The sequence below is a fragment of the Motilibacter peucedani genome (assembly GCF_003634695.1).
GTDB classification, from domain to species: domain Bacteria; phylum Actinomycetota; class Actinomycetes; order Motilibacterales; family Motilibacteraceae; genus Motilibacter; species Motilibacter peucedani.
This window is the reverse complement of record NZ_RBWV01000009.1, coordinates 696,760-718,856: the sequence shown is the minus strand read 5'-3', so window position 1 is coordinate 718,856 and position 22,097 is coordinate 696,760. Positions and strand designations below refer to the sequence as shown.

Here is a 22,097-nt window from a genome sequence, read left to right as displayed (position 1 = left end):
GGAGTCGCCGAGGGCGCCGCGCACCCCTACGGCCCAAGGACGGACCGCACATGACACGACGCACCAGACGCCGGTCGACCGCGCGGGGGGTGGCGGCGCTCGCCGGCATCACCCTGCTCTCGATCGGTGTCGTGGCCCCCGCGCAGGGAGCCACGAAGAAGAGCACGGCGAAGGCCGCTGCCACGACCATCGGCGCACCCGCCATGGACGCGCACGGCTGCCCGAAGATCCCGACCACCCTGCCGCACCTCGACGACTGGCCGTCCGTGCAGAGCAAGGTGCAGGACCCCAAGCGGGTCGAGCGACAGGTGGCAAAGATCCTGTCGGGCATGACCCTGGCCGAGAAGATCGGCCAGATGACGCAGCCCGAGATCACCTCGATCACGGCCGCCGACGTCGCGCAGTACCACTTCGGCTCAATCCTCAACGGCGGCGGCGCCTGGCCGGGCGGCAACAAGCACGCCACGCAGGCCGACTGGCTCGCGCTCGCCGACGCCTACTGGCAGGCCTCGGTCACCAGCGGCGCGAAGGTGCCGGTCATCTGGGGCATCGACGCCGTGCACGGCAACAACAACGTCTACGGCGCGACCCTCTTCCCGCAGAACATCGGCCTCGGCGCGGCCCACGACCCGTGCCTGGTGCGCGACGTCGAGGCGGCCACCGCCCGGCAGGTGCGCTCCACCGGCCAGGACTGGGCGTTCGCGCCGACCCTCGCCGTGCCGCAGGACGACCGCTGGGGCCGCACCTACGAGGGCTTCTCCGAAGACCCGCGCATCACCCGCGCCTACGGCTACGCGGCGATGGAAGGCCTGCAGGGGAAGTCGAAGAAGGGCCCCGGCACCGACGACGTCATCGGCACCGCCAAGCACTACATCGGCGACGGCGGCACCGAGGGCGGCAAGGACCAGGGCGTCAACGCCTCGACCGAGGACACGATGATCAACGTCCACGGCCAGGGCTACTACGGCGCGCTCGCCGCCGGCGCCCAGACCGTGATGGCGTCGTTCAACAGCTGGACCAACGCCGACGCCGGCATCGACGAGGGCAAGCTGCACGGCAGCAAGAAGGCCCTCACCGACATCCTCAAGCAGAAGATGGGCTTCGACGGCCTCGTCGTCTCCGACTGGAACGGCATCGGCCAGGTCGCCGGCTGCACCAACGCCAGCTGCCCGCAGGCCATCAACGCCGGCATCGACGTCGTCATGGTGCCCTCCGACTGGAAGGCGTTCATCGAGAACACCACCGCGCAGGTGCAGAGCGGCGAGATCCCGATGTCGCGCATCGACGACGCGGTCTCGCGCATCCTGCGCGTCAAGATCCGCTCCGGCGTGATGACCGAGCCCAAGCCGTCGGCCCGCCGCTACGCCGGCCAGTCCTCGGCGCTGCAGGACCGCAAGCTGGCCCGCAAGGCCGTGCGCGAGTCCGCCGTGCTGCTCAAGAACAACGGCAACGTCCTGCCGCTCAAGCCCACCGCCAAGGTGCTCGTCGTCGGCAAGAGCGCCGACAACATCGGCAACCAGAGCGGCGGCTGGTCCCTCTCGTGGCAGGGCACGGGCAACACCAACGCCGACTTCCCCAACGCCACCTCGATCCTCGGTGGTCTGCAGCAGGTGCTCGGCACCTCGCGCGTGACCTTCAGCGAGACGGCTGACGGCGTCGACCCGTCGAAGTACGACGCGGTCATCGCGGTCATCGGCGAGACGCCCTACGCCGAGGGCGTGGGCGACATCGGCAAGAAGTCGCTGCAGGCGTCGCGGATGTACCCCGAGGACCTCGCGGTCCTCGACAAGGTGAGCGGGAAGGGTACGCCGGTCGTCTCGGTGTTCCTCAGCGGCCGGCCGCTGTGGGTGAACGACGAGATGAACCGCTCCGACGCGTTCGTCGCGGGCTTCCTGCCCGGCACCGAGGGCGGCGGCATCGCCGACCTGCTGGTCAAGAAGGGCAACCCGGGCTACTCGTTCACGGGCACGCTGTCCTACAGCTGGCCCAAGACCGCGTGCCAGCAGCCGCTCAACCCGAGCGACGAGGGCTACGACCCGCTGTTCGCGCTGGGCTACGGTCTGAAGTACGGCCAGAAGCACACCGTCGGCCAGCTCGACGAGACCGCTCCGGTCAGCTGCGCCACCACGGGCGGCGGCGGCACGGCCACCGACGACCTGGAGCTCTTCGACCGCGGCTCCGTCGACCCCTACAAGGCCTACATCGGCGGCCCCGACAACTGGGGCGGCAACGAGGTCCCCAACGACGTCAACGCCGTCACCTCGCAGAGCACGATCAGCGCGCGGACGACCGACGTCAACGTCCAGCAGGACGCCCGGCTCATCACCTGGACCGGCACGGGGCAGTACTACCTGCAGAGCCCGCAGACCTCAGACCTGCGCGGCTACCTCAACGCAGACGGTGCGATCGAGTTCGACACGATCATCAAGCAGGCGCCGACCGCCACCACGACGCTGAGCGTGCACTGCGTCTACCCCTGCTTCGCCGACGTCCCGGCGAAGGCGTTCTTCAACAAGCTGCCGCTGAACCAGAAGGTCACGGTCAAGCTGCCGCTGGCCTGCCTGAACAACGGGAACCTGGACTTCAGCAGCATCAACACCGCGTTCCTCGTCTACTCCGAGGGCCCGTTCCAGGCGGCGTTCGCCAACGTCCGCTGGGTGCCGGGCGGTGCGAAGGACGCCGACGCGGCCAAGTGCAGCGACTTCACACCTTGACGTCCCCCAGGGCGTGAAGCACGCGTGAGACGAGGCCCCGGCTCGGGCACGAGCCGGGGCCTCGTCGCGTCCTTTGGGCACACCCCGTACCCCGCTCCTGCCGTTGGCACGATGTGACTCCTTGCCAATCCCATCGGCAAGGAGTCACATCGTGCCAACGCAGGGGGGCGGGGCAGCGGGAATCGGGGCGCCGGCGGCGGTCGTTGCACGGGCATGAAGATCGATGTGTGGTCCGACGTCGCGTGCCCGTGGTGCTACATCGGCAAGCGGCGGCTGGAGAAGGCCATCGCGGCGTTCGGCGAGCCGGTCGAGGTCGAGTTCCACGCGTTCGTGCTCGACCCCACCGCACCGGCGGAGGCGCGCCCGCTCAACGACCACCTCGCCGACAAGTTCGGTGGTGACGTCGAGGCGATGCAGGCCCACGTGACCGGCCTGGCCGCCGGCGAGGGCCTCGAGTTCAACATGGACAAGGCCCTGGCCGTCAACACCCGCGACGCGCACCGCCTGCTGGTGCTGGCCCGCGAGCGCGGCCTGCAGGCCGAGGCGAAGGAGCGCCTGCTCCGCGCCTACTTCACCGAAGGCCGCAACGTCGGCGACCTGTTCACGCTCGCCGAGATCGGGGTCGAGGCCGGGCTCGACGGCGACGAGGTGCGCTCGTGGCTCGCCTCCGACTCCGGCGCGGCCGAGGTCGACGAGGAGCTGGCGACCGCTCGCGACATCGGGATCACCGCCGTGCCGACCTTCGTCATCGACCGCCGCTACGCCGTGCAGGGCGCCCAGGAGGCGCCGACGCTGCTCCGCGTGCTCGAGCGCGCGGCGCGCGAAGCCACCGTCTGAGCGAGCCGCCGACCAGTCGGCGCCGCTGCGTACGTCTTGGAGCCGTGGGCAGCGGCGACGGCTGGGAGCTGGTGCTGCAGGTCGTCGATGCGACGGGCGGCAGCGTACGCGTCGCGACCCTGCGCTGGGACCGTGCCCCGACGCCCGCCGAGCTGCTCGGCGCGCTGGCAGAGGAGGCCGCCGCCGCCCACCGCGACGGGCAGCGGGTCGTGGTCGCCGGCGCGCCGCCCGGGATCGGCCGGCTGCTCGAGGCGGCGGGCTTCACCGCCTTCCTCGACGCCGGCGGACCAGCCCAGGACGTCGGTCAGGCCGCCGTCAGCGCCGGAGGCAGCTCGAACGCCGGGAACAGCGAGGTGTCGAGGTAGTGGCAGATCGAGGCGATCCGCCCGTCACGGACCTCGATGACGTGCAGCGCGTAGGGCTCCCACGTGCCCGACGCCGCCGCCGGGTGGTAGACCGCGACGGCCGGGGAGCCGTTGGCCCGGGTCAGGACGATGCGCGACCCGCGGCAGACCTGCCCGACGCCGTCGTAGAAGCCGCGCACGTCGACGGTCCCCCGGAGCCAGAACGCCAGCGGCGGCATGCTGAAGGTCACGTCGTCGTGGAGCAGGGAGACGAGCGCGTCGACGTCGTAGGCCTCGAAGGCCGCGACGTAGCGCTCGAGCAGCGGGCGGGCCTCGGGCTCGAGGGCGGCGGTGCCCGGCTGGAGGTCGAGCGCCGACAGCGTGGCCCGGGCGCGGGCGAGCGCGCTGTTGACCGACGCCACGGTCGAGTCGAGCAGCTCGGCGACCTGCGCCGCCGGCCAGTCGAGCACCTCGCGCAGCACCAGCACGGCCCGCTGGCGCGGCGGCAGGTGCTGCAGCGCCGCGACGAACGCCAGGCGCACCGAGTCGCGCAGCGCCACCAGCTCGGCGGGGTCGGCCGACTCGGGGAGGACCGCGGAGTCGGCGACCGGGCGCACCCACGCCGACTCGGGCAGCGGCGCGCCGAGATCGTCACCCGCGTGCGAGGGGCCGCCCAGGTCCATGGGCAGCGCCCGGCGCTGCGGCGCTCGCTGCATGTCGATGCACACGTTGGTCGCGATCCGGTAGAGCCACGAGCGCAGCGAAGAGCGGCCCTCGAACCCGTCGGCGCTGCGCCACGCGCGCAGCATCGTCTCCTGCACCGCGTCCTCGGCCTCGGCGCCCGATCCGAGCAGCCGGTAGCAGTAGGCGGTGAGCTCGCGGCGGTGCGAGGACGCGTCCTCGAGCAGTGCCGAGACCTCGGGCCGGTCGACCGCCGTCATCAGCGGGTCCGCGGGACGTCGTGCGAGAGGTCGTAGCCGTAGTCGGCGCCGCCCGGGTCCTCGGCCGCGGTCGCGACCTGCACCGCGGGTCGCGCGCCGGCCCGGTCGGTGCCGGGCGCTGCGGAGTCGTGCGCCTGGTCGTACTCGAAGTCGCCGGGCGCCGGCTGCGGGTCGGTCATGGGGCAGGCCTCCTGGGGACGGCCGGCGGCGGCGCCGGCTGCGACCCTCCCCAGCCTGCCGCGCCCGGCGCCCCAGGGCAATGCCCCGGGGCGGCCGGGCGGCGGGCAGCTACTTGGAGAGCGAGGTGCCCGTGGAGCGCAGGGCCTCGCACGCCTCGACGACGCGGTTGGCGAGACCGGTCTCGCCCGCCTTGAGGTAGGTGCGCGGGTCGTAGGCCTTCTTGTTGCCCACGTCGCCGTCGACCTTGAGGACGCCGTCGTAGTTCTTGAAGAAGTGGTCGGCGATCGGCCGGGTGTAGGCGTACTGCGTGTCGGTGTCGATGTTCATCTTGACGCAGCCGTAGTCGAGGGTCTCGCGGATCTCCTCGAGCAGCGAGCCCGAGCCGCCGTGGAAGACGAACTCGAAGGGTGAATCCTTGCCGATCTTGGCGCCGACGGCGTCCTGCAGGTCCTTGAGGACCGACGGGCGCAGCTTGACGTGGCCCGGCTTGTAGACGCCGTGCACGTTGCCGAAGGTCGCGGCGAGCAGGTACTTGCCCTTCTCGCCGGTGCCGAGGCGCTCGGCGACGAGCAGCGCGTCCTCGGGGGTCGAGTAGAGCTTCTCGTTGATCTCGCCGACGACACCGTCCTCCTCGCCGCCGACGACGCCGATCTCCATCTCGAGCACGACCTTGGCCTTGGCGCAGGCGGCCAGGAGGTCCTCGGCGATGTCGACGTTCTCGTGCAGCTCGACCGCGGAGCCGTCCCACATGTGCGACTGGAACAGCGGGTTGCCGCCGGCGTCGACGCGCTGCTGCGAGATGGCGAGCAGCGGCCGGACGTAGGAGTCCAGCTTCTCCTTCTGGCAGTGGTCGGTGTGCAGCGCGACGTTGATGTCGTACTTCTCGGCCACGACGTGCGCGTACTCGGCCAGCGCCACGGCGCCGGTCACCATGTCCTTGATGTTCGAGCCGGACGCGTACTCGGCGCCGCCGGTCGAGACCTGGATGATGCCGTCGGAGCCGGCCTCGGCGAAGCCGCGCAGCGCGGCGTTCAGCGTCGAGGACGACGTGACGTTGATCGCGGGGAAGGCGAAGTGCTCGGCCTTCGCCTTGTCGAGCATCTGCGCGTAGACCTCGGGGGACGCGATGGGCATGCGAACCTCAGCTTCTCGGGGTGCTGCTCCCCGGGCGAGGAGCAGGATGTGGGTGGCGGACTCCGCGCCCATCGTCCCACGGCAGGAGGAGACAGGTGGACCCTGCCCGACCCGTGGACGCTCCCCGGCGCGCGCCGGCACGCCGCAGCCCACCGGGGCTGTTCGTCGGGCTGGCGACGCTCGACCTCGTCTACCGGGTGGAGCGCGCCCCGCGCCCCGACGAGAAGGTCCGCGCCCTGAGCCAGGAGGTCGCGGCCGGTGGCCCGGCCGCGAACGCAGCAGTGACGTACGCGGCGCTCGGCGGCGCCGCGACCCTGGCGACCGCGCTCGGCCGGCACCCGCTGGCCCTCGCGGTGCTCGAGGACCTGAGCGCGCACCGCGTCGTCCTCCTTGATGCGACGCCCGACGCGGCCGGACCGCCGCCGGTGGCCACGGCCGCGGTGGAGGAGGGCACCGGCCACCGCACCGTCGTCTCCGTCGGCGCCGCAGCCTCGTCCGCGGAGCCGCCGGACGGCCTCACCCGGGCCGCGGCCGCGGCGTCGGTCGTGGTCGTGGACGGCCACCACCCGCAGCTCGCGCTCGCCGCGGCGCGCGCTGCCCAGCGGGTCGCCACGCCGGTCGTGCTCGACGCGGGCAGCTGGAAGCCGGTGCTGCGCGACCTGCTGCCGCTGGTCACGGTGGCCGCCTGCTCGGCCGGCTTCCGCCCGCCGGGCGTGAAGTCGGCGGCCGACGTGCCCGCCGCGCTGCACCACCTCGGCGTGCGGACCGTCGTGGTGACCCACGGCGGCGAGCCCCTGTCGTGGAGCTCCGGCGGCGCCACCGGCTCGGTCGAGGTCGAGCCGGTCGACGCGGTCGACACGCTGGGCGCCGGCGACGCGTTCCACGGCGCGCTCGCCTGGGCGATGGCGACGCGGCCCGACAGCGGTCTCGAGCGCCAGCTCGAGCTCGCCGCCACGGTGGCGAGCCAGCGGTGCCGGACGGCCGGTCAGCGGGCCTGGCTGCGCGACCCCGCCCTCGCCCGCCGGCGCGACTCCTGGACGCTGCTCGGCTGACCGCGCTGTGTCCGAAGCCGCTGCGCCGCGACCTGCGCCGACGGCGCGGTCGCTCCGGACACAGCGACGTACGCACCCGACCCCCGCCGTTCAGCGTGCGGTCACGTCGCGTCCTCCGGTCGTGAACCGCCGTCCCGGAAGATCCGCTCGCGCGGCGACCCGTGCCGCACACCCGAGCGAGAAGAGCCCTCATGAAGAAGAGCCTCGTCGTGCTGCCCGTGGCCGGCCTGTGCTGCGCGGCCGCCGCGGTGCCCGGCGCCTCGGCCGCTCCGGCGGCCGGCCTGCACGCCTCCGCCGACGCGTACGTCGTCCGCCACGACCACCGCATCAACGTCGACCGCGCGAAGGGCGTGCTGCGCAACGACACGGGCGCACCGCTCACCATCACCGCGCACACCGGGCCCACCAAGGGCTCCCTGCACCTGCAGCGGGACGGCTCCTTCGTCTACACGCCGGTGCCGGGCGCGACGGGCACGGACAGCTTCACCTACACCGTCAGCGACGCCGTGTCGCTCTACAGCACCGACCTCCCGCCGCTGGCGGCGGTCGACGGGGTCGCGATCTCGGGCGGCGCGTACGGCTCGTCCCTCACGCGCGTGCCCGGGACGACCGACGAGTTCTACGGCCTCACCGACCGGGGCCCGAACGTCGACGGGCCGGACGGCAGCAAGGTCGAGCCGCTGCCCTCGTTCGTGCCCGCCATCGGCCGTTTCCGCTTCACCAAGGGCGAGGCCCGGCTCGAGCGGGTGATCCCGCTGACGACCGCCGACGGCGTCGGCTACGACGGGCGGGTGAGCACCGAGGCCGACACCGGCGAGACCATCACGGACCTGTCCGGAGCCGTGCTGGCGAAGAGCCCCGACGGCTACGACCCCGAGGGCCTGGTGGCCCTCGCCGACGGCACCTTCTGGGTGTCGGACGAGTACGGCCCCTACATCACCCACTTCGACGCGGACGGGCGCGCGCTCGAGCGGCTCTCGCCCTTCGCGGGCACGCTGCCGTCCGAGCTCCGGCGCCGGGTGCCCAACAAGGGCATGGAGGGCCTGACGGTGACGCCGGACGGGCGCACGCTCGTCGGCATCATGCAGTCGGCCCTGCAGCAGACGCCGGAGCAGAAGGCGAAGAACGTGGTGCCCGTGCGCATCGTGACGGTCAGCCTGGTGACCGGCGCGACCCACGAGTACCTCTACCTGCTCCACGACCCGAAGCAGAACAGCGGCGCCGTCAGCGAGATCACCGCGCTGTCAGCGACCCGGTTCCTGGTAGACGAGCGCGACGGCGGCTTCCCGGCCGCCGGTGGCTTCAAGCGCCTCTACACGGTCGACGTCTCGCACGCCACCGACGTCGGCCCGGCCGCGCAGGTGCCGGGTGCGACCTACGACGGCGCGCACGGCGGCCTGCTCGTGGGAGGCCGGACGATCGAGGAGCTCGCCGGCGACAAGGGCGTGACAGCCACCGCCGCCGACAAGCTGGCGGCGGCGGGCATCGTGGCCGGCACCGACTCGCTGACGCTCGACCTCGACGCGGTGCTGGGCGGCCTCGACCCGGCCTACCGCTTCTTCGCGCACGACAAGGTCGAGGGCGTGACCCTGCTCGACGGCGGGCGCACGCTGGTCATCAGCAACGACAGCGACTTCGGCATCTCCGGTCTGGTCAGCGACACCCCGCCCTTCGTGCTGCAGCCCAAGACGACGACCGCGGGCGTGCAGGACGATGGCGAGTACCTCGTCGTCGACACGACGCGGCTCGCGGGTGCGGCGTCCGTCCCTCCGGCGCACCTGCGCACGGCGACCGTCACGCTGACGCTCCCCCGCCGCCGCTAGCCCGGTGTGTCCGAAGGTGGGCGGCCACGGCCTCCGCGGGCGCCACGCAGGCCCAGGCCTCCTCGAGCGCCTCGCGCAACGCGTCCGTGCCCACGCGGTCGAGCTCGACCAGCACCGCCGCGTACCCGTCGAAGTGCGGGATCGTGAAGAACGCGTCGTCACCGGCGGCGAGCACGGCCTCCTTCTCCCCGAGGTCGGCCACCGACACGGCGAGCACCGGTCCGCTCGGCGGGGCCGTGCTCCCGAACCGCTTGATGTCGGCCTTGCTGAACGGCCGCTCCCACGCGTAGACCTTGCCGCCCACCTGCCAGGTCCGGTGCCCGTAGCGGACGCCTTCTTCCGTGCCCGGGAGCTCGAGCGCCAGGGCCGCAACGTCGGCGAACGACGGCATGCACCCACCCTAGGCCTGCGGGCACCCGTTGTGTCCGAACTCGTCGCGCTCCCACCTGCGGTGGAGCGCCGACGAGTTCGGACACTAGGAGGTGCGCAGGCGGTCGGCGGCCTTGCGGGCGGCGATGAGCACGGGGTCCCACACCGGCGAGAACGGCGGCGCGTAGCCGAGGTCCAGCGCCGTCATCTCCTCGACGGTCATGCGGTTCCACAGCGCGACCGCGCAGGCGTCGATGCGCTTGGCCGCACCGTCGCCGCCGACGATCTGCGCGCCGAGCAGCCGGCCCGTGCGCTGCTCGGCCAGCAGCTTGACCGTGACGTCCTCGGCCTCCGGGTGGTAGCCCGCGGCCGTCGTCGACTCGACGTGCACGGCGAACCACCGGAAGCCGACCGCGTCGCACTCGAACTCGCGCAACCCCGTGCGCGCGATCTGCAGCGTGCACACCTTGCTGACCGCGGTGCCCACGACGCCGGGGAAGGTCGCGTAGCCGCCGCCGATGTTGGTGCCGGCCGTGCGGCCCTGCTTGTTGGCGTGCGTCCCCAGCGCTGCATGCATGCGCTTGCCGCTGACCAGGTCGAGCGACTCGACGCAGTCACCGGCCGCCCAGACCCCGTCGGCGCCGGGCACGCGCATCTGCAGGTCGGTGTAGAGCCCGCCGAAGTGGCCGAGCGGCAGCCCCGCGTCCCGCGCGAGGTCGGTCCCCGGGCGCACGCCGGTGCCGAGCACGACCAGGTCGGCGGGGATCTCGCCGTCATCGGTCACCACGGCGCGGACCCAGCCGTCGGCGCCGGTCTCGACACTGCGTACGACCGTCGACGTGCGCACCTCGATGCCCAGGCCGCACATCGCCGTGCGCACCAGCGCACCCATGTCGGGGTCGAGCGTCGACATGGGCTGCGGCGACCGGTCCACGACGGTCACCTGCAGACCACGGCGCACCATCGCCTCGGCCATCTCGACACCGATGTAGCCACCACCGAGGACCACGGCGCGCTTCGGATCACGGGTACGCAGGTGCTCGAGGATCGCGGCACCGTCCCCGAGCGTCTGGACGCCGAAGACCCCGGGCGCGTCGATGCCCTCGACGTCGGGCCGACGCGGCGTGGCGCCGGTCGCCAGCACGAGCGAGTCGTAGCCGAGCGAGTAGTCCTCGCCGCGCTCGAGGTCACGCACTCGTACCTCGCCCGCAGCGGTGTCCAGCTCCATGACCTCGTGGTGCAGGCGCAGGTCGATGCCGCGGCGACGGTGCTCCTCGGGCGTGCGCGCGATGAGCGTGTCGACGTCGTCGACGTCGCCCGCCACCCAGTAGGGGATGCCGCAGGCGCTGTAGGAGGCGTAGGCCCCCCGGTCGAGCGCGACGACCTCCAGGCTCGGGTCGAGCCGCTTGGCCTGCGACGCGGCACTCATGCCAGCGGCGTCGGCGCCGACCACCACCACGCGGTTGCTCATGACCCCGAGCCTAGGGCGGCCCGGAGCAGGCGCTCAGCGCTCGGAGGTCAGCAGCCGCCGCCAGAGGCTCAGCCGGCGGACGTGCCAGGCCGGCGTGCCGTTGGGCTGCAGGCAGGTGCCGCAGCGGTAGGCGCGGTAGTGGTGCCGGCCGTCCTCGGCGCGGCGCGCCTCGATCACCGCGGCCGCCCTGCCCATCCGGGCGCCGCCCTTGCAGGTGGACGGCGACGCCGCGCGACCCTTCGTGAACTCGGAGGATGTCGTGCTCATGGCCGGGAGGCTAGGAAGCGCACCTTGGAGCAGGTTCAGCGTTCGCTGGGAGGTTCCTGTGAGTCGATCATGACGGCAGCCCGAGCGCGTGCCGCCGCACCCACGTGTGCATCGCGACGGCGGCGGCGACGCTGGCGTTGACCGAGCGCGTCGAGCCGAACATCGCGATCGAGCAGACCAGGCCGCACGCCTCGTGCATCGCCGGCGAGAGCCCGGGCCCCTCCTGGCCGAGCACCAGCACGCACCGGCGCGGGAGCTCCGCCGTCTCGAGCGGCACCGATCCGGGCAGGTTGTCGATGCCGACCAGCGGCAGGTCCTCGGCGGCCGCCCACGCGACGAGGTCGTCGACGGTCGGGTGGTGGCGCACGTGCTGATAGCGGTCGGTGACCATCGCGCCGCGCCGGTTCCACCGCCGGTTGCCGACGATGTGCACCTCGGCGGCCAGGAAGGCGTTCGCGGTGCGTACGACCGTGCCGATGTTCAGGTCGTGCTTCCAGTTCTCGACGGCGACGTGGAACCCGTGGCGCCGGGTGTCGAGGTCGGCGACGATCGCCTCGACGCTCCAGTAGCGGTAGGCGTCGACGACGTTGCGCCGGTCGCCGTGGGCGAGCAGCTCCGGGTCGAGCCGTGGGTCGTCCGGCCACGGCTGCGGGTGCGGCCCGACGCCGACCTCGTCCTCGACCTGCTGCGCGTCCTCCACGCCCGCCAGTGTGTCCGAACGCGCGCGCACGTCCGTGCAGGTGGCGCGCGGACGGGTTCGGACACTTAGGGTCGCCGGGTGGAGCTGATGACCCCGGACCTCGGCTCCATGGGGGCGCTCGCCGTCTACCTGGTGCTCGCCGGCCTGGTGTTCGTCGAGTCCGGGCTCCTCGTCGGCTTCCTCCTGCCCGGCGACACGGTGCTGTTCGGCGCGGGCCTGCTCGCCGGCGACGAGGGCCGGCTCTCGCTGCCGGTGCTGCTCGCCGTCGTGCTCGCGGCCGCCGTCGCGGGCGACGCGGTCGGGTACGCGTCCGGCCGGCGGCTCGGACGACCCTGGCTCGAGCGCCGGGCCGCCCGCGGTCACGGCGACGGGCGTGGGCTCGCCCGCGCCGAAGCGTTCTTCGCCCGGTGGGGCTGGTGGTCGGTGGTGGTCGCGCGATGGATCCCGTGGGTGCGCACCTTCACCCCGATCCTCGCCGGCGCGGCCCGCATGCCCTACCCGCGGTTCCTCGCGGCCAACGTCGTGGGCGCCCTGAGCTGGGGCGGGCTGCTCCTCGTGCTCGGGTACGCAGCGGCCGGCGACCCCCGGATCCGGACCGCCGCGCTCGTGGTCGCGGCCGCCAGTGTGACCGGGTCGGTCGTCGTGGGCGCCGTGATGAGGCTGCGCCGCCGGTAGCCTCGGTGCATGCTCGCCGCCACAGCAACCGCTGCCGCACAGACCGCCGCGCTCGGCCCGAGCTGGATGGACCCGCAGCAGCTGGTCGAGTCCTTCGGCGCCTACGCCCTCGTCGCGGTGCTGGTCATCGTCTTCGCCGAGTGCGGGCTGCTCATCGGGTTCTTCCTGCCCGGTGACTCGCTGCTGTTCATGACCGGGCTGTTCATCGCCAGCGGCTCGATCAAGACCCCGCTCTGGCTCGCCTGCGTGCTGGTGGCCGCGGCCGCGGTGGCCGGGAACTTCGTCGGCTACGCGATCGGCTGGCGCGCCGGGCCCGCCATCTTCGACAAGCCCGAGTCACGGGTGTTCAAGCCGCAGCACGTGGCCCGCACGCACCAGTTCTTCGAGAAGTACGGCACCCGCGCCATCTTCCTCGCCCGCTTCGTCCCGATCGTCCGGACCTTCATCACCGTCATGGCCGGCGTCGGGCGCATGGACCGCCGCAGCTACCTGACCGTCTCGGCGCTGGGCGGGATCGTGTGGGGCGCCGGCATCACGATCCTCGGCTGGGCGCTCGGCGACGTCGACTGGATCAAGGACAACATCGAGCTGGCCCTCATCGCCATCGTCGCGCTCTCGGTCGTCCCGATCGCCATCGAGGCGCTGCGCGCCCGGCGGGACCGCGCCGCAGCCTGAGTCCGAGCGGTCCGGCGCCGGCTACCAGTTGCTGGGCTCGTCGCGGAGGTCGAGGTGGGCGCTGGTGAGCCCCGCGACGCGCTTGCGCACCGCGTCGAGCGCCAGGCGGGCGGAGGCCTCGTCAGCGAAGCGACCCAGCCCGAGCACCGTGTTGGCGGGGCCTGCGACGACCTCGGCCCGCAGCCCCCAGGCGCCGTCGGAGGGCACCTGCTCGACGTAGATGCTCACGCACTGCTCGAGGTTCACCAGGTTGCCGCGCGCCGTCGTCAGCCAGTTGCTCATCGCGAGGATCCTCCACCAAGGGCCTGCGGCGGCACGAGGTCGGCCGCCTGCACCGAACCGTACCCGGCGATCTTCCGCGCCGGGGAGGCGAGGCTAGAGACCGAGGTCGTGGAGCTCGTAGGCGGTCAGGTAGGGCAGCCCCGCCGCGTCGACCGCCGGTCGGGCGCCGCGCTCGACGATGACGGCGACGCCGACCACGTCGGCCCCGGCCTCGCGCAGCGCCTGGACGGCGGTGAGCACCGACCCGCCGGTCGTCGACGTGTCCTCGACGGCGAGCACGCGGCGGCCGGCGACGTCGGGGCCCTCGATGCGGCGCTGCAGGCCGTGCTGCTTCTCGGCCTTGCGCACGACGAAGGCGTCGAGCCGACGGCCCTGCGCAGCCGCGGCGTGGAGCATGGCGGTGGCGACCGGGTCGGCGCCCAGGGTGAGGCCGCCGACCGCGTCGAACTCGAGCCCGGACGTCAGCTCGAGCATCACCCGCCCGACCAGCGGAGCAGCCTCGGCGTCGAGCGTCACGCGGCGCAGGTCGACGTAGTAGTCGGCCTCCTTGCCGCTGCTCAGGACGACCTTGCCGTGCACCACGGCCTTGTCGAGGATCTGCTGGCGGAGCGCGGCGCGGTCGGTCACGGGCGCCGAGCCTAGTGCGGCGGTCGGGGCCCCGTCACAGCGCCAGGTGCAGCCTCAGCGCGTCGTCCAGCGCGCACGTGCGCGTCGAGCGCTGCCACCGCCGTACTACCGCCGCTCGCACCGACATGACGCTGCCGCCGCGCGCACCGTGCGCGACGATGACGGAGTGCGCGACGACGTGCTCGACTGGCTGCTCGACTCCGACCCGGCGATCCGCTGGCAGGTGCTGCGCGACCTGTGCGGCGCGGAGCCGGACGCCGTCGCGGCCGAGCGGTCGCGGGTGGCGACCGAGGGCTGGGGCGCGCGGCTGCTGGCGGTGCGCGACGACGACGGCCTGTGGGCGGGCGGCGCCTGCTTCCCCGGCGACTTCCGCGGCGACTTCTCGCAGGGGCAGCCGTGGACGTCGACCTACCCGGTGCTCGTGCTGATGCGGACCCTGGGCATCGACCCGGCGGCCGAGCCGGTCCGCGAGGCCGTCCGGCTCGTGCAGGAGAACTGCCGGTGGGAGCACGACGGTCAGCGCTTCTTCGACGGCGAGGTCGAGCCGTGCATCAACGGCCAGACCGTGGCGGTCGGCGCCTACTTCGGGGTGGACGTGGGTGGCATCGTCGACCGCCTGCTCGGCGAGCAGCTCGCCGACGGCGGGTGGAACTGCGAGGCCGAGTACGGATCGGTGCGGTCGTCCTTCGCCACCACCGTCTGCGTGGTCGAGGGACTGCTCGAGCACGAGCGCGCGACCGGTGGCGCCGCGGAGGTCACTGCCGCGCGGCGGCGCGCCGAGGCGTACCTGCTCGAGCGGCGGCTGTCCCGACGCCTCAGCACCGGGGAGGTGGCCGACCCGGACTGGCTGCAGTTCTCCTTCCCGACGCGCTGGCACTACGACGTCCTGCGCGGGCTGGAGCACTTCCGCGCCGCCGGCGATCCACCCGACGAGCGGACTTCCGAGGCCCTCGAGCTGGTGCGCGCGAAGCAGCAGCCCGACGGGCGCTGGCTGCTCGAGGGCACGCACCCCGGTCCGGTGCCGTTCGCGCTCGAGGACGGCGACGGGCTACCGAGCCGCTGGAACACCTTGCGGGCGCTGCGCGTCCTGGAGTGGGGCACGGGTCCCGCGTCAGGCTGAGGGGACGCGCCTGCGCAGACTGTCGCCTCGTCACAGCCCCTCGACCGCCGCCAGCACGGCGGCTGCGCCGTCCTCCGCGGCGATGCGGCCCGCCAGGTCAGCGGCCCGCTGGCCGTAGGCCGGGTCGTCGAGCACCGTACGCATCGCGGCTGCGAGCACACCTGCCTCCAGTGCCCCTGCGGGGAGCGCGGGCGGCGCGACGCCGAGCTGGTGCAGGCGCGCGGCCCAGAAGGGCTGGTCGAGCAGGAACGGTACGCAGACCGCCGGCACGCCCGCCCGCAGACCGGCCGCCGTGGTGCCGGCCCCGGCGTGGTGCACCACCGCCGCCATCCGCGGGAAGAGCCAGTCGTGCGGCACGTCGCCGACCAGCAGCACGTCGTCGCCGCTGGGGACGACGCCGCCGCAGCCTGCTTGCACCACAGCCCGGACGCCGGCCCCCGCGACCGCCTCCGAGACCAGGGAGGACAGCCGGCCGGGCGCCTCCGAGCCCATGCTGCCGAAGCCGAGGAACACCGGTGCAGGCTCCGCGTCGACGAACGCCTGCAGGGCTTGCGAGGGTCGCCAGCCCAGCGGCCGCGCCGGCCACCAGTAGCCGGTGACACGTGCCTCCGCAGGCCAGTCGTGCGGGCGCGGCACGACCGAGGGGCTGACGCCGTGCAGCACCGGCCATCCCGGTGGCGGCGCCGCCCTGGTCCTGTCCGGAGCGTGCGCGAGCCCGAGCCGGCTCCGCAAGCCCGTCAGGACGTCGGCGAAGAGCGCGTCCGCGCCGGCGAGCAGCCGGCGCCCGGCGGCCAGGTTCGCCTCCGGGCCGAGGTCGCCCGTCTCCGGCCAGCCGGGCAGTGCGAACTCCACCGTGGGCACGGCGGGCAGGAGGAAGGTCCCGATGCTCGGGATGCCGTACGCCTCGGCGACCGTCCTCGCCAGCGGCGCAGGCCCGGAGGCGGTGAGCACCGCGGAGGTGCCTGCCGACACCGCCTCGACCAGGCCGTCGCCCAGCTGTTCGAGGTAGCCCGCGAACACCGCGCGCGCCGCGTCGGGTGAGGGGGCCGCCGCACGGGCCCGCGCGAGCTCCCCGGGATCGCCAGGGAGGGAGCGGTGCTCGAGACCGCAACCCGTCACGAGCGCCGCGAACACGTCGTGCGCGGCGACGGCGACCTCGTGCCCCGCCTCCTGCAGCCGGCGGCCCAGGCCGGTGAACGGCGCGACGTCGCCACGCGTACCGGCGGTGACGATCAGCAGGCGCATCAGGTCCGTCAGCCTAGGACCCTGGTGCGACTTGTCCAGGTCTGGTACGACATCCCTCATGGCGAACCGCGTGCGTCGAGTCCTCGCCCGTGCCCTTCCTGTCGCGCTGGTCGCGTCGAGCGCCGCCGTCGGCTCGCTGACCGGCCTGCCCACCGGCAGCGCCGCGCCGTCGGGGCTGCCGCTCGGAGCCGCCGGGCTGCCGGAGACCCGCACCACGCGCACGGTCCAGGCCGGCGTGACGGTCACGACAATCACGCGCGGGCGCCCCGGCGCCACCGACTCGTGGACCCTCGAGGTCGCCGTGCCCTCAGACAGCACCGACCCCGACGCGCCCGCGACGGCGCTCGCCCCCCAGCCGGAGGCGCAGGCCCTCGCCGACCGCCTGCAGGCGGCGGGGCTCCCGGCACGTGCCGAGCGCGTGACGACCCCCGCGCTCGCCGACTTCACGGGCGGGACGATCGGCTGGCGCGTACGCGTCGGCAGCTTCCCCACGAAGGAGGCCGCCGAGCTCGTGCGCCCGCAGGTGCTCGCTGCAGGCGCCAGCGCCAGCTCGGTCTACACCGGCTGGGACGGTGACCAGCCCGACGAGGGCCCCTGGCACCTGCAGGTGGTCACGATCGACCCGCGCACGTTCTCCGGGCGGCTCGAGGCGACCGTCGGGCCCGACGTCCACGACCGTGAGACGACCAGCGCGCTGGCACGGGCGGCCGGCGCGACGGTGGCGACCAACGCCGGCTACTTCGTGCTCGACCCGGCCTCCGGCGCCCCGGGCGACCCTGCGGGGGCCGGCGTCTACGACGGCCAGGTGCTGAGCGAGCCCATCACCGGCCGCCCGGCGCTGGTGCTGCGCGACGACGCGCGCGGCACGCGCATCGAGCGGCTGCACTGGTCGGGCACGGCGAGGGGCGAGCAGACCCTCGCGCTCGACGGCATCGACCGCGTACCCGGCCTCATCCGCAACTGCGGCGGCACACCTGACGACCTCAGCCCAGCCGGCGTCCCGACCGCCACTCCCCTTCACGACACCACGTGCACCGACGCCGACGAGGTCGTCGCCTTCACCTCCGGCTACGCGGCCACCACGCCGGCGGGCCCGGGGCTCGAGGCGGTGCTCGACGCGCACCAGCGGGTGGTGGCGCTGCGCTCGCCGCGCGGCGGGTCGCTGCCGGCCGGCGGCTACTCGGTGCAGGCCACCGGCTCCGACGTGGCCGCCCTGCGGTCGGCCGTGCGCGTCGGCCACCGCCTGCGCATCACCACGAAGCTCCTCGACGAGGACGGTGACGTCGTCCGCCACAGCGCCGGCACCTCAGTGGTCAACGGTGGACCGATGTTGGTACGCAGTGGTGCCCTCGACGTCACCGCCACCGCCGACGGCTTCGACCACCCGGGTGACCCCAGCTGGTTCTATGGCTTCTCGGCCAAGCGCAACCCGCGCACGTTCGCCGGCACCGACGCCCAGGGGCGCACCGTGCTCGTCACCGCCGACGGCCGCAGCACGTCGTCGCTCGGGCTCAGCCTGCACGAGACAGCCCAGGTGGCCCAGGCGCTGGGCCTGCGCGAGGCGATGAACCTCGACGGCGGCGGGTCGACGACTGCCGTGGTGGATGGCCAGGTGGTCAACAGCCCGTCCGACGCGACCGGTGAGCGGCCGGTCGGCGACGCCCTGCTCGTCCTGCCTCGCTGAGCTAGTGGTGGTAGGCGTGCATCACGGCGTGCCCCTTGCCCCGCCCGATGAGCGCCCGGTTCACCGGCACGGTGACGACGAACGCGATCGCGAGTGAGACCACCAGCGACCACCAGAACAGCGCCTCGTCCAGTCCGGCGTCGAGCGCATCGGGCACGACGACGATCACCAGGTTGTCGACGACCTCCATGCTGAGGATGGACACGGTGTCGGCTGCGAGCGCGACGCGCAGCGCCCTACCGAAGGGCAGCCCCGACGCGAGCACCGGCCGGATGCTCAGGGAGTAGCCGAACACGAAGGCCAGCACCACTGACAGCACGATGGCCGCGACGTTGCCCCAGCCCCACCACGTCGCCAGCACCATGCCGAGCACTTCACCGGCGGCACAGCCGGTCAGGCAGTGCAGGGTCGCCGACACAGCCGTCCTGGTGAGGCCCTGCTCGTGCTGCATCTCCACCCGATCCTCCTCGTGCCCGCTCCCGTTGCGACGAGCCACCTACCCGCTGCCCGCACCCCCCACCCGGGGGACTGCCCTACCCCGGGTCTGCCGGGTGGCGTCATGGTGCGCGCGCAACGACCTGCCTAGCGTCGAAGGAGCCAGGAAGCCGACACTCCAGAGGTCTTCGATGCGTCTCCGACAGCCCACCCCCGCCACCACCAGCGTCCCGCCCGAGCAGCGGCCCGCGGTCGTGCTCACCGAGGTGAGCAAGCTCCACCCCGGCGGTGTCCGCGCCCTCGACGCGGTCTCGCTCACCGTCGAACGCGGCACGTTCCTCGCCGTCATGGGTCCCTCCGGCTCCGGCAAGAGCACGCTCATGAACATCGCCGCCGGGCTCGACGTGCCGACCAGCGGCACCGTCGAGGTCGACGGCCGCCCGGTCGAGCGCCTCGACGAGACCGCCCGCGCGGTGCTGCGGCGCGAGCGGGTCGGGTTCGTCTTCCAGTCCTACCAGCTGCTGCCGTCGCTCTCGCTGCTCGACAACATCACGCTGCCGCTGCGGCTGGCCGGGCGCACCGCAGACCAGTCCTGGCTCGACGAGCTCATCGACCGCGTGGGCCTGCGCGACCGCACCGGCCACCGCCCGACCGAGCTCTCCGGCGGCCAGCAGCAGCGTGCCGCCGTGGCCCGTGCGCTCATCACCCGGCCGGCCGTCGTCTTCGCGGACGAGCCGACCGGGGCCCTCGACTCGCACAGCGCGCAGGACGTGCTGCGCCTGCTGCGGAACCTCGTCGAGGACCTGCACCAGACCGTCGTCATGGTGACCCACGACGCCTCGGCCGCGGCCCGGGCGCAGCACGTCGTCGTCATGCGCGACGGCCGCATCGTCGAAGGGCAGGTGGCCTAGCCGTGTGGCACCTCGCTCTCGACCTCAGCCGCCGGCGCGTCACCGCGCTGCTGGCCGTCGTGGTCGCCGTGCTCGGCGGCCTGGCCCTCGTCACGGCGACCGGTGTCATCGCCGAGTCCGGCCTGCGCTCGCACCTCGACGCCGGCCGGCTCGCCGGTGCCGACGCAGTCGTCGCTGCGCGCCAGGACATCCCGGTGCCTGAGGACCTCCCCCTGCCACTGCCCGAGCGGCGCACCGTCCCGGCCGACGTCGTCTCCCGCCTCGCGGCAGTGCCCGGTGTGGCCGCGGCCGTCGGCGACGTCAGCCTCCCGGCTGCCGTGCTCGGCGCGGGTGGGAAGCCCGTCGCCGCCGGCGACCCGGTCACCGCCGGGCACGGCTGGTCCTCGACGCTGCTGCTTCCCTCGCGCGAGGTGAGCGGCTCCGCGCCGGTCAGCGACGACGACGTCGCCCTCGACTCCGCCACGGCGGCCGCGGCCGGGGCGCGGACGGGCAGCCGCGTACGCATCGTGGTCGCGGGTGCGGCAGCCGACTACCGCGTCACCGCGGTGGTGCGCACCGCCGAGCCGGGCGTCTGGTTCTCCGACACGACGGCGGCCGGCCTCGCCGGCCGCGACTCCGGCCCGCGCGGCGGGACGGTCGACCTGGTCGGGCTGCGGCTCGAGCACGGCGACGACGTGCGGCAGGCGCTGCACGGTTCGGGCCTGCGGGTGCTGACCGGCGACGCGCGGGGTGACGCCGTCGCCCCCGCGGCGGTGGGAAGCCGCTCCCTGCTCGTGGTGCTCGCCGGGTCGATGGCGGGCGTGGTGCTGATGGTGGTCGGCTTCGTCGTCGCGGCAGCCCTCGCCGTCGTCGTCAGCGCCATGCGGCCGGAGCTCTCGCTCCTGCGCGCCGTCGGAGCGACACCGCGCCAGGTCCGCGGGCTGGTCTCGCGGCAGGCCCTGGTCGTGTCGTCGCTGGCGCTCGTGCCGGGCGTCGCGCTGGGCTACCTGCTGGCCGGCCGGATGCGCGACCTTCTCGTCGACATCGGCATGGTCGACTCGTCGCTGCCGTTCTCGTGGAGCCCGCTCCCGGCGTTGGGGGCCGCGGCGCTGATGGCGCTGACCGTGCACCTCGCCGGCGTGGCGGCCGGCTGGAAGCATTCGCGCCTGCCCGCCGTGGAAGCCGTCGCGGCCTCGCGCGCCGAGCCTCGCCAGCTGTCGCGTACCCGGGCCGTCATCGGTGCGGTGCTCATCGTCAGCGCGACTGCGCTGGCCGCACTTCCGGTGTTCGTGCCGACCGAGGACGGCGCGGCGGCGACGTCGGTCGCCGGCATCCTCGCCGTCATCGGGCTGCCGCTCGCCGGGCCGCTGGCCGTCCAGCGCGTGGCCCGGGCCATGGCGCGTCGGCTGCCCAGCAGCACCCGGGCCAGCTGGTGGCTGGCGGTGACCGGCACGGCCGGCAACCCGCGGCGCGCGACCTCCGGCCTGACCAGCCTGGCCATGGCCGTCGTGTTCGTGCTGACCTACGTGCTGGCGCAGACCACCCTGTCGAGCGCGGCCTCCCGCGACCTCGACCGGGGCACCCTCGCCGACGCCGTCGTCACGGCACCGTCGGTCGGCGGGCTGTCCGGCGACTCGGTGCGCGAGTTGACCGCCGTGCCCGGGGTGCGGGCGGCCGTGCCGGTGAGCTCGACGACCGTGGCGCGCACCTATGACGAGCTCGGCGACCCGACGGTCGGTGCGGCCAGCGCGCTCGTGCTCGGCCAGCACCCCTCGTCGGTGCTCGACCTGGGCGTCACCGAGGGCAGCCTCGACGACCTGCGCGGCGACACCGCGGCGCTCGACGTGCACGCCGCCCACGCCCAGGACGTCGGGGTGGGCGACCAGGTGCCCCTCGTCCTCGGCGACGGCACCCCGGTCTCGGCCCGGGTGGTCGCCCTCTACGACCGCGGGCTCGGCTTCGGGCCGGTCGCGGTGTCGGCCGACCTCGTACGCGGCCACCGCACCTCGCCGCTCACCGACCGGGTGCTGCTGCGGACGGACGGGTCGCCCGCGACCCGGGGCGCCCTGGCCCAGGCGGTCGCGGGCGTGCCCGGTGCGACGGTCACCCCGGCTGGGCCGGCCGGTGGTGCCGACACACGCGACGAGTCCTCGGCGTCGAGCAAGCTCAACCTGGCGACCGTGGTCGTGCTGCTGGCCTACCTGCTCCTGAGCATCGCCAACCGCATGGTCGCCGCGACCGGCCAGCGGCGCGAGGAGGTCGCGCTGCTGCGCCGGCTGGGTGCGACACCCGCACAGGTACGCAGCGTCCTCCGCGCCGAGGCCGGCCTGGCCGGTCTCGGGGCGCTGGTCGCCGGGCTGCTGCTGAGCACCGTGCCGCTGGCCCTGCTGGGCATCGCGTTCCTCGGCCGTCCGTGGGCCGCCGGCCCGGTGTGGCTGCTGCCGGCCGTGGCGATCGGCGTCGGAGCGCTGGCCTGGCTCACCACCGAGCTGCCGCTGCGCGGGATGCTCCGGCCGCCGCGTACGCAGCAGTAGCCCCCCACGACGTCGTGGTCCCTGGTCGCCGCTATAGGGCGACTGGGCTCCACGACGTCGTGGTCCCTGGTCGCCGCTATAGGGCGATGGGGGACCAC

The 22,097-nt window shown here is 73.9% G+C and carries 22 protein-coding genes; 11 read left to right on the top strand and 11 right to left on the bottom strand.

The features are described from left to right. Positions 1-50: 50 nt before the first annotated feature. The 3 genes from CLV35_RS04865 to CLV35_RS04855 all read left to right on the top strand — a co-directional run bounded on the left by CLV35_RS04865 (position 51) and on the right by CLV35_RS04855 (position 3,916). Positions 51-2,714, top strand: coding sequence for a glycoside hydrolase family 3 protein (locus CLV35_RS04865; RefSeq protein WP_121192234.1), 2,664 nt, complete (start codon positions 51-53; stop codon positions 2,712-2,714). Between the two features lie 213 nt (positions 2,715-2,927). Beyond that, positions 2,928-3,551, top strand: coding sequence for a DsbA family oxidoreductase (locus tag CLV35_RS04860; RefSeq protein WP_121192232.1), 624 nt, complete (start codon positions 2,928-2,930; stop codon positions 3,549-3,551). A 44-nt stretch (positions 3,552-3,595) separates the two neighbouring features. Next, complete coding sequence (locus CLV35_RS04855; RefSeq protein ID WP_121192230.1) at positions 3,596-3,916, top strand: hypothetical protein; 321 nt, start codon at positions 3,596-3,598, stop codon at positions 3,914-3,916. On the opposite strand, the gene CLV35_RS04850 is transcribed toward CLV35_RS04855, so the two are convergent. The 3 genes from CLV35_RS04850 to fbaA all read right to left on the bottom strand — a co-directional run bounded on the left by CLV35_RS04850 (position 3,856) and on the right by fbaA (position 6,150). Further along, positions 3,856-4,836: a sigma-70 family RNA polymerase sigma factor gene (locus CLV35_RS04850; protein WP_121192228.1), complete on the bottom strand. Its 981-nt coding sequence runs from the start codon at positions 4,834-4,836 to the stop codon at positions 3,856-3,858. The genes CLV35_RS04855 and CLV35_RS04850 overlap by 61 nt on opposite strands. Beyond that, the gene (locus CLV35_RS04845) at positions 4,836-5,015 is read right to left on the bottom strand and encodes a hypothetical protein (protein ID WP_121192227.1); all 180 of its coding nucleotides are present in this window, start codon (positions 5,013-5,015) and stop codon (positions 4,836-4,838) included. Before CLV35_RS04845 ends, CLV35_RS04850 begins: the two co-directional genes overlap by 1 nt. A 109-nt stretch (positions 5,016-5,124) precedes the next feature. Then, a complete protein-coding gene (fbaA, locus tag CLV35_RS04840) occupies positions 5,125-6,150 on the bottom strand; it encodes a class II fructose-bisphosphate aldolase (RefSeq protein WP_121192225.1) in 1,026 nt (341 codons plus the stop codon). Between the two features lie 95 nt (positions 6,151-6,245). Here fbaA and CLV35_RS04835 point away from each other — a divergent pair, with 95 nt between their 5' ends. Both CLV35_RS04835 and CLV35_RS04830 read left to right on the top strand, forming a co-directional pair. Continuing rightward, entirely contained in the window at positions 6,246-7,202 is a 957-nt protein-coding gene (locus CLV35_RS04835) for a PfkB family carbohydrate kinase (protein ID WP_231121490.1), read from the top strand. Positions 7,203-7,393: 191 nt separating this feature from the next. Then, complete coding sequence (locus tag CLV35_RS04830) at positions 7,394-9,025, top strand: esterase-like activity of phytase family protein (RefSeq protein WP_121192223.1); 1,632 nt, start codon at positions 7,394-7,396, stop codon at positions 9,023-9,025. Here the strand turns inward: CLV35_RS04830 and CLV35_RS04825 are convergent. The 4 genes from CLV35_RS04825 to CLV35_RS04810 all read right to left on the bottom strand — a co-directional run bounded on the left by CLV35_RS04825 (position 8,997) and on the right by CLV35_RS04810 (position 11,841). Next, positions 8,997-9,416 carry an MmcQ/YjbR family DNA-binding protein gene (locus CLV35_RS04825; protein WP_121192222.1) on the bottom strand — a complete coding sequence of 140 codons (420 nt, stop codon included), beginning with the start codon at positions 9,414-9,416 and terminating at the stop codon, positions 8,997-8,999. The genes CLV35_RS04830 and CLV35_RS04825 overlap by 29 nt on opposite strands. Before the next feature lie 84 nt (positions 9,417-9,500). Next, on the bottom strand, positions 9,501-10,865 hold the full coding sequence (locus CLV35_RS04820) for an FAD-dependent oxidoreductase (protein WP_121192221.1): 1,365 nt from the start codon (positions 10,863-10,865) through the stop codon (positions 9,501-9,503). 33 nt (positions 10,866-10,898) lie between these two features. Continuing rightward, positions 10,899-11,132, bottom strand: coding sequence for a hypothetical protein (locus tag CLV35_RS04815; RefSeq protein WP_121192220.1), 234 nt, complete (start codon positions 11,130-11,132; stop codon positions 10,899-10,901). Between the two features lie 67 nt (positions 11,133-11,199). Continuing rightward, positions 11,200-11,841 carry a TrmH family RNA methyltransferase gene (locus CLV35_RS04810; RefSeq protein ID WP_407938185.1) on the bottom strand — a complete coding sequence of 214 codons (642 nt, stop codon included), beginning with the start codon at positions 11,839-11,841 and terminating at the stop codon, positions 11,200-11,202. Positions 11,842-11,919: 78 nt separating this feature from the next. Here CLV35_RS04810 and CLV35_RS04805 point away from each other — a divergent pair, with 78 nt between their 5' ends. Then, on the top strand, positions 11,920-12,507 hold the full coding sequence (locus CLV35_RS04805) for a DedA family protein (protein WP_231121503.1): 588 nt from the start codon (positions 11,920-11,922) through the stop codon (positions 12,505-12,507). A 9-nt stretch (positions 12,508-12,516) separates the two neighbouring features. Beyond that, the gene (locus tag CLV35_RS04800; RefSeq protein ID WP_121192217.1) at positions 12,517-13,182 is read left to right on the top strand and encodes a DedA family protein; all 666 of its coding nucleotides are present in this window, start codon (positions 12,517-12,519) and stop codon (positions 13,180-13,182) included. 21 nt (positions 13,183-13,203) lie between these two features. Here the strand turns inward: CLV35_RS04800 and CLV35_RS04795 are convergent, their stop codons facing one another. Together CLV35_RS04795 and pyrE are read right to left on the bottom strand one after the other, a co-directional pair. Continuing rightward, positions 13,204-13,464 (bottom strand): hypothetical protein, encoded by a 261-nt coding sequence (locus CLV35_RS04795; RefSeq protein ID WP_121192216.1) that lies wholly within the window; start codon positions 13,462-13,464, stop codon positions 13,204-13,206. Between the two features lie 93 nt (positions 13,465-13,557). Then, entirely contained in the window at positions 13,558-14,091 is a 534-nt protein-coding gene (gene pyrE, locus CLV35_RS04790) for an orotate phosphoribosyltransferase (RefSeq protein ID WP_121192215.1), read from the bottom strand. Between the two features lie 166 nt (positions 14,092-14,257). On the opposite strand from pyrE, the gene CLV35_RS04785 reads away from it, so the two are divergent. Beyond that, positions 14,258-15,211, top strand: coding sequence for a hypothetical protein (locus tag CLV35_RS04785; protein WP_183061686.1), 954 nt, complete (start codon positions 14,258-14,260; stop codon positions 15,209-15,211). Between the two features lie 30 nt (positions 15,212-15,241). On the opposite strand, the gene CLV35_RS04780 is transcribed toward CLV35_RS04785, so the two are convergent. Continuing rightward, positions 15,242-16,456 carry a glycosyltransferase gene (locus tag CLV35_RS04780; protein ID WP_121192214.1) on the bottom strand — a complete coding sequence of 405 codons (1,215 nt, stop codon included), beginning with the start codon at positions 16,454-16,456 and terminating at the stop codon, positions 15,242-15,244. Positions 16,457-16,514: 58 nt separating this feature from the next. On the opposite strand from CLV35_RS04780, the gene CLV35_RS04775 reads away from it, so the two are divergent. After that, complete coding sequence (locus CLV35_RS04775) at positions 16,515-18,140, top strand: phosphodiester glycosidase family protein (protein WP_121192213.1); 1,626 nt, start codon at positions 16,515-16,517, stop codon at positions 18,138-18,140. 1 nt (position 18,141) lies between these two features. Here the strand turns inward: CLV35_RS04775 and CLV35_RS04770 are convergent, their stop codons facing one another. Further along, the gene (locus tag CLV35_RS04770) at positions 18,142-18,591 is read right to left on the bottom strand and encodes a DUF4396 domain-containing protein (RefSeq protein ID WP_121192386.1); all 450 of its coding nucleotides are present in this window, start codon (positions 18,589-18,591) and stop codon (positions 18,142-18,144) included. Positions 18,592-18,766: 175 nt separating this feature from the next. Between CLV35_RS04770 and CLV35_RS04765 the strand changes: the two genes are divergently transcribed. Further along, positions 18,767-19,486 carry an ABC transporter ATP-binding protein gene (locus tag CLV35_RS04765; protein ID WP_121192212.1) on the top strand — a complete coding sequence of 240 codons (720 nt, stop codon included), beginning with the start codon at positions 18,767-18,769 and terminating at the stop codon, positions 19,484-19,486. 2 nt (positions 19,487-19,488) lie between these two features. Then, positions 19,489-21,999 (top strand): ABC transporter permease, encoded by a 2,511-nt coding sequence (locus CLV35_RS04760; protein ID WP_121192211.1) that lies wholly within the window; start codon positions 19,489-19,491, stop codon positions 21,997-21,999. The last annotated feature ends 98 nt before the right edge of the window (positions 22,000-22,097 follow it).

Coding starts and splice junctions, on each gene's coding strand:
- CLV35_RS04770 (WP_121192386.1), bottom strand. CDS start 18,591: ATGCAGCACGAGCAGGGCCTCACCAGGACGGCTGTGTCGGCGACCCTG.
- CLV35_RS04825 (WP_121192222.1), bottom strand. CDS start 9,416: ATGCCGTCGTTCGCCGACGTTGCGGCCCTGGCGCTCGAGCTCCCGGGC.
- CLV35_RS04780 (WP_121192214.1), bottom strand. CDS start 16,456: ATGCGCCTGCTGATCGTCACCGCCGGTACGCGTGGCGACGTCGCGCCG.
- CLV35_RS04765 (WP_121192212.1), top strand. CDS start 18,767: ATGCGTCTCCGACAGCCCACCCCCGCCACCACCAGCGTCCCGCCCGAG.
- CLV35_RS04830 (WP_121192223.1), top strand. CDS start 7,394: ATGAAGAAGAGCCTCGTCGTGCTGCCCGTGGCCGGCCTGTGCTGCGCG.
- CLV35_RS04850 (WP_121192228.1), bottom strand. CDS start 4,836: ATGACGGCGGTCGACCGGCCCGAGGTCTCGGCACTGCTCGAGGACGCG.
- CLV35_RS04805 (WP_231121503.1), top strand. CDS start 11,920: ATGACCCCGGACCTCGGCTCCATGGGGGCGCTCGCCGTCTACCTGGTG.
- fbaA (WP_121192225.1), bottom strand. CDS start 6,150: ATGCCCATCGCGTCCCCCGAGGTCTACGCGCAGATGCTCGACAAGGCG.
- CLV35_RS04820 (WP_121192221.1), bottom strand. CDS start 10,865: ATGAGCAACCGCGTGGTGGTGGTCGGCGCCGACGCCGCTGGCATGAGT.
- CLV35_RS04845 (WP_121192227.1), bottom strand. CDS start 5,015: ATGACCGACCCGCAGCCGGCGCCCGGCGACTTCGAGTACGACCAGGCG.
- CLV35_RS04795 (WP_121192216.1), bottom strand. CDS start 13,464: ATGAGCAACTGGCTGACGACGGCGCGCGGCAACCTGGTGAACCTCGAG.
- CLV35_RS04800 (WP_121192217.1), top strand. CDS start 12,517: ATGCTCGCCGCCACAGCAACCGCTGCCGCACAGACCGCCGCGCTCGGC.
- CLV35_RS04865 (WP_121192234.1), top strand. CDS start 51: ATGACACGACGCACCAGACGCCGGTCGACCGCGCGGGGGGTGGCGGCG.
- CLV35_RS04860 (WP_121192232.1), top strand. CDS start 2,928: ATGAAGATCGATGTGTGGTCCGACGTCGCGTGCCCGTGGTGCTACATC.
- CLV35_RS04815 (WP_121192220.1), bottom strand. CDS start 11,132: ATGAGCACGACATCCTCCGAGTTCACGAAGGGTCGCGCGGCGTCGCCG.
- CLV35_RS04775 (WP_121192213.1), top strand. CDS start 16,515: ATGGCGAACCGCGTGCGTCGAGTCCTCGCCCGTGCCCTTCCTGTCGCG.